This is a genomic window from Sphingosinicella sp. YJ22 (genome assembly GCF_011320075.1).
Taxonomy (GTDB): Bacteria; Pseudomonadota; Alphaproteobacteria; order Sphingomonadales; family Sphingomonadaceae; genus Allosphingosinicella.
Map to the genome: position 1 here is coordinate 1 of NZ_JAANPA010000070.1, position 5,875 is coordinate 5,875.

2 protein-coding genes are annotated in these 5,875 nt (G+C 71.5%); both read right to left on the minus strand.

Annotated features, from left to right (window positions below; genetic code table 11):
• Positions 1 to 88: 88 nt before the first annotated feature.
• Positions 89 to 3,976: a filamentous hemagglutinin N-terminal domain-containing protein gene (locus G7B71_RS15345; protein ID WP_166042523.1), complete on the minus strand. Its 3,888-nt coding sequence runs from the start codon at positions 3,974 to 3,976 to the stop codon at positions 89 to 91.
• On the minus strand, positions 3,973 to 5,875 hold a 1,903-nt coding region (locus G7B71_RS15350), incomplete at its 5' end, for a CHAT domain-containing protein (RefSeq protein ID WP_166042525.1). The genes G7B71_RS15350 and G7B71_RS15345, both read right to left, overlap by 4 nt.

Below are 5,875 nucleotides of genomic sequence, written 5' to 3' on the forward strand. Positions count from 1 at the left end.
GTCTTGCGCGGGCGCGGCGGGTCCGCCGCCTGCGCGGCGAGCGCGGCGGGGGTCGCGGCGCCGAGCAGGAATGCGAGCAGGCGGCGCTTCAGAAACAGCCCCCCGCCGGGTGGGCATTTGTCCCCGGCGCGGGCGGGGCAGAGCCGTCGCCATAGGGGCCGATCGGCCGGACGACGAGTTGGCTGACCTGTCCGCTCGCCCGCACCGAGGCGCACTGGCCGCGCAGAACGCCGGATGCGTCGATCACGCTCAAATCGCGGTTGACCGTGCCGCTGCTGATGTCGCCGACCGTCGCCTCGAGCAGGAAGGCGCCGTCGACCGCGACGCGGTTGAAGCGGTCGGCCGAGCGGATGAAGAAATCGGTCGCGATCTGGACATTGGCGCCGCCTTCCTGGCCGAGCGCGAGGATCTGGCCGCCATTGGTGATGATCGCAAGCGGCCGGGCGATGAAGATTCGGCCGCCGGTGCCGGGCCCGGACGAGGTGGTGATCAGCGACGGCGTGCCCTGGCTTTGCAGCACCAGCAGGCCGGTTTCGGGCATGAAGATCTCGATCGTGCCGGCCGCGCCGTTGAGCGAGCTGGTCGACAGCCGCGCGCCGCCGAGCAGGCTCAGCTGCTCGGTGGTCATGAAGATGGCCCCGGCGCTGCCGACTCCGTCGAAGCCGTTGGCGCTCGAGATCGCCGCTTCCTCGCCGATCAGAGTGACGCGCGGCGCCTGGATGAGAATTCCGCCCGCCTCGCTGGCGCTGTTCGAATTGGTGCGGATCGAGCCGTCGAGCAGCACCAGCTCGCCCGCCTCGATGGCGACGATGCCGCTTCGTCCGGTCGAGCCGTCCTGGACGATCGTGGTGATGTGGCCGTGGTCCAGGAGGATCCGGCCATCGGCCGCGATGCCGACGGTCCCGGCATCGCCGGAGCCGCTCGTGCTGCTGGTGATGATGCTGTTGCCCGACACCGAGATGTCGTCCGCGACAATGCCGATGTCGCCGGCATCGCCGCTTGGTGCCGGACAGCTGGCGCACCCAGGCGTCTGCTCCGAGCTGGTCGTGATGAGCGCACCATTGCCGAGCTCGATCACCCGGGCGGCGATGGTCACGTTGCCCGCATCGCCTGACGCAGCGGTCGCGGATCCGATCACGCCGCCGTCGACCCGCAGCTGGTCGACCGCGATCGCCACATCGCCGCCTTGCCCGGCGGTTGCGGTGCTCGACGAGATGAGCGGCCGTTCAACGCCTTCGAATCCGCCGTGCCGTGCCGTCATGACCAGCCGGTCCGCGTCGATGACGATATTGCCCGCTGCGCCGCCGGGCAGGCAATCGGCCCCGACGCAATCGTTCAGGGCCTGGCTTTCGATCGACGACCGACCGTCCATCACCAGTGCGCCGACGGCGATATCGATGAAGCCGGCGCGGCCGGTGGCGAGGGTCGACGAGCTCACTTGCCCGTCGTCCAGGTGCAGGCGATCCGCCCGAAGAGTGATTCCGCCGGCATCGCCGTCGTTGAACGTCTCGGCGCTCACGCTGCCCCCGGAACGCAGTTGGATGTCGCGGGCGACGAGGAGGATCTCGCCGCCGTCGCCTTGCCCGGGAGGAGCGCTGCCGAGCGACCGGCCATCGCCGGTGCTGCTCGCCACGATCGCTTCTGTCTCAATGAGGATGATTCCCCGCGCCTCGAGCCGGATCGTGCCGCCCTGGCCGGATCCGAAGGTGCTGCTCTCAAAGCCGGTGCGCGCGCCGCTCGCGCGGATATTCTGGGCAACGACGTCGATCAGCCCGGCGCGGCCAGTCTGCGCGGCGCTCGAGCTGATGAACGCGGCGCCGGCCATCGGCGGGTTGCCGGGCTGTCCGACGAGGTCGAGGTCGCCGCTCAGACGGATGCGAATGGTTCCCGCGTCGCCGCCGCCCAGTCCCTGCGAAGTGATCACAGTGGCGCCGCCCTGACGGTCGGGCGCCTCCAGCCGAAGCGAGCGGGCGGCGATCTCGATGTCGCCGGCGGCGCCGAGAGGGCCGCAGCCGGTTTCGGAGCAGGCGCGACCGCTGTCCGACGCGATCTCGCTTCCGTCCCGAAGCACGATATCGTCGATGAGAATGCGGATCGCGCCGCCGCTCCCGGGACCGGCCGTGTCGGCGCGGATCGCCGAATTGCCGCCGAGCAGCAGACGCGACGCCCCGTCGCCGAGCCCAGCGATGGTGACGTTGCCCGCATTGCCGGTCGATCCGAGCATCGCCGCCGACGTGATCCGGGACTCTCCCAGCAGCCTGAGATCGCCGGCGGTGATGGTGATGCTCCCGGCGTCGCCAGCGTCGCGGCTGTTTGTGCTGATCGTGCTGCCGACGAGCTCCGCATCGCGCGCGGAAACCGACACGAAGCCGCCGCGCCCGGGATTGAGAGTATCGGCGGTAATCTCGCTTCCGGTCAGGCGGAGCCTGTCCGTTTCGATGAGGATCGCGCCGGCATCGTTGGAGTCGCCGCACGGCTCGCAGCCAAGGCCGCCGACGTCCGATCGGATCGAGGAATTGTCGAGCGCGATTTCGTCGGCGCGAAGCCTGATCAGGCCGCTGACGCCGCCGCCGAATGAATTGGCCGAGATGCGGGCATCGTTGCGCAGGAATATGGCGCGCGCGTCGACCAGGATGTCACCGCTGCGCACCCCTGGGACGAGGCCGATGGTACGCGAGTCGATGTCGGCGCCGTCGATCAGCAAGTCGCCGGTCAGATCGATCAGAATCGAGCCGGCGTCCGCCTCTTGGCCGAAGCTGCCGATGAAGGCGTTGGCGACCTCCAGCGATCCGCCGCGCAGCACCAGATTGCCGGCGCGCTGGGTGCCGGAGGTCGTGGTTCCAAGGAGCGCGAAGCCGCCCGCCTGACTCGCCTCGCCGCGGATGATTATCGTCGGCGCTTCGATGGTGATGCCGCTCGCTGCAGCAGTGCCGGACCCGGTCGCAAAGGTGCGCGTGGCCACCTCGCTATTGCCCAGGATGGACAGGGTTCCGCCGCTTCGCAGGGTGAGCGGCCCGGCCGTTCCGGTGCCGTTTTCGATCAGCACCCGAGCATCCTGCAAGACGAGCGAGTCGCGCGCAGCCACGACGATGCCGGGACCGAGTCCGCTGTCCGGCTCGGCGAGCAAGGCGGCGCGATTGATCGTCACGACGCCGGCGGCGAGCTGAATGCCGCCGTCGCCGCGCGCCGAGAGGCGAGTATCGAAGCCGAGGGGAGTGGACGCAGGCGCCGTCCCGACGATGTCGATCCGACCGGCAAGGTCGGCGGGAAGCGGGGCCGTTGTCGCAATCGTCGCGCTGCCCGCTCCGACCGCGGCGATGCGGATGCTCGACGCGTCGATGATGGTCTCGCGCAGCGCGACATTCGCGGCGGAGAGGGAGAGGTCGCCGGGACGGGCGAGGAGTGGGCCGGCGCCGTTGGCGACGATCGCGCCCTGGCCGCCGACGAAGCCGAAGGCGGCGGGCGAGGCGACCGAGAAGGTCGAGCCGCCGGGCGTGGCGACGGTGAAGCTCGGTCCGGCGGCGAAATGCAGCTGCTGGGCCGTCGAGAAATGGGCGGCGGCGGGGACGTTCACCTGCGCGCCCTGGCCGAAGACCACTCCCGCCGGGTTGATGAACCAGAAGTCGGCGTTGGGGATCGCGGTGGAATCGATCCGGCCGTTGATGTTGGAGGGATCGCCGCCGGTGACCCGGTTGACGACGTTGGCGATGGTCGCGGGATTGCCGCCGCTGTGCACCCAGCGGGCGATGCCGCCCTGGCCGAGGTCGAAGCGCGAGAAGCTGTGGAACAGGTTGGGGCCGGCGCGGGTGCCGCCGTCGATGGTGGTGACGTTGCCGACGCGGTTGGTGGTGGTGCCGAGGCTGAGGGGCGGGGCGGCATCGGGCGTGATGTTGGTCGGCTCGCCCGACTGGGCGGCCGCCGCCTGCGCCCAGGCGAGGGCCGGCAGCGAGGCAAGGAGGAGCCGCCGCTTTCTCACCGCCAGGCGCCGAGCAGGGCGAAGGCGGCCCAGATGTTGGGATCGGCATTGGCGCCGCCGCCGTCGATCAGCGCGAGCTGCGCCTCGCGCAGCGCCTCCGAGCGCGAGCGGCCGGCGCTGTAGCGCTGGTAGAATTGGCGCATCAGCTCGGCGGTGCCCGCGTCATTGACCTGCCAAAGCGAGCCGATGACGCTTCGAGCGCCGGCCTGAACCGCCGCGCCGGCGAGGCCCATGCTGGCCTCGTCGTCGCCGACCGCGGTCTCGCAGGCGGACAGGATGATGAGGTCGATGGCGTCGCCGCGGAGCCGCGTGCCGGCGATCAGTTCGCGAAGCTCGGACAGGCGGATCACCTCGCCATTGGCGACGATGAAGGCGCGGTCGGAGCGACCGTTGAACGCGGCGTGGGTGGCGAGGTGGAGGACGTCGATCCTTCCGCCGAGGGCGCCGACGAGATCGGAGCGGGTGAAGTCGGGGACGAGCCGGCCGCGCCCGGCGAAACCGACGGCGATCTCGGCTTCGCGGGTGGTGCCTTCCAGCTCGGCGAAGCGGCCGACTGGCAGAACCATCTCGCGCTGAAGCGAGGCGGCGACGACGCTGAGCGCGCCGCCGTCCGCCGATCCCGCCGGCTGCGAGAAAGCGAGGGCGGGAATGGTGCTCAGCCGAGTCTGCTGGACGAGGTAGCGCCCGTCCGGCGCGATCAGCGCCGAGAAGGGCAGGGCGCGAAGCGCGCCGTCGGGCACGACGGCGAGCATCGCGTCGGGGCCGAGCCGGTCGGCAACGGGGGCGATGAGGACGTCGTAGAGCCGGCGCGACGCCTCACGCCAGCCGTCCTGGCCGTAGCTCAAGGGCACGGCCACCGCCTCGACGAGCCGCGCAATTTCGGCGCGGCCGACGCTGCGGTTGGGCGCGAGCCGGCGGTAGCGCGGCGCGCCGTCGCCATCGCCGCGCGAGACGACGAGCAGCTCGACCCGGTCGGGGAGGAGCAAAGGGTAGAGGATGGTCTCGCCGGACCTCAGCTCGTCGAGCCGCGACGCCTGGCGCGGCGGCAGGCATTCGCTGCCGAAGGCGCTCTGAAGCTCGGCCTGGCGATAGGCCTCGACGATCTCCTGGGCGCGGCGGATGCGGCCGGTCTCGTCCTGTCCTTGCGCACCCTCCAGCTGCACCTCGGCGGCGGCGATGAACACGTCGCGCATATAGAGCGAGAAGCTCGATTCCTCGGTCAGCGGGTCGAGGCGCGGGAGCAGCGGGCGGAGGTTGTCGAGCGCGACATAGGCCGCGTGGATGTGGGCGGCGCGGTTGGCCGGGTCGGCCTCGGCGAGCAGCAGGTAATGGAGCGGCAGGCGCGCCGGGATCGGGCGGCGGCTCTCGGCGAGGATGGCGGCCAGGGCGTGGCGGCGGGCCGTGGCGGCGTCGCCGCGTGCAAGCGCCAGCCGCGCCTGCAGGGACACTGAGATGCTGGCGGCGGCCGGGTCCCGATGCGCGGCGAGTGCGGCCAGCGCCGACGCCAGTTCGGGGCTGCCGGTGTCGCCATAATCGACGGCGGCCTCGGCAAGGCGGCCGATCAGCTCGGGCTGGGCGGGGTCGCCGTCGAGGGCCGTCGCGACCGCGATCGCCCGCTGAGCCCGCTCGCGCGCGAAAGCGCGGAACGTCTCGCGCTCCTCGCCCGGGAGGTCGCCATAGCTGCCTTCCAGCTGCGCCAGCTTGAGGTTCGAAAGGGTGGCGAGGCGCAGGTCGCCCGACTGCTGCGCCTGGTCGGCGGCGCAGGCGAGGGCGAGAAGCGACACTTCGCGCGCGGTCAGCGTGTCGAGGCCGGCCGGGGTCAGCTCCTCGCACGCGCTGTCCGGCGGCGTGGCCGCGCGCTCATCGAGCGGCGCGGCGGGGCCGGTGCCGCGGCGGCGA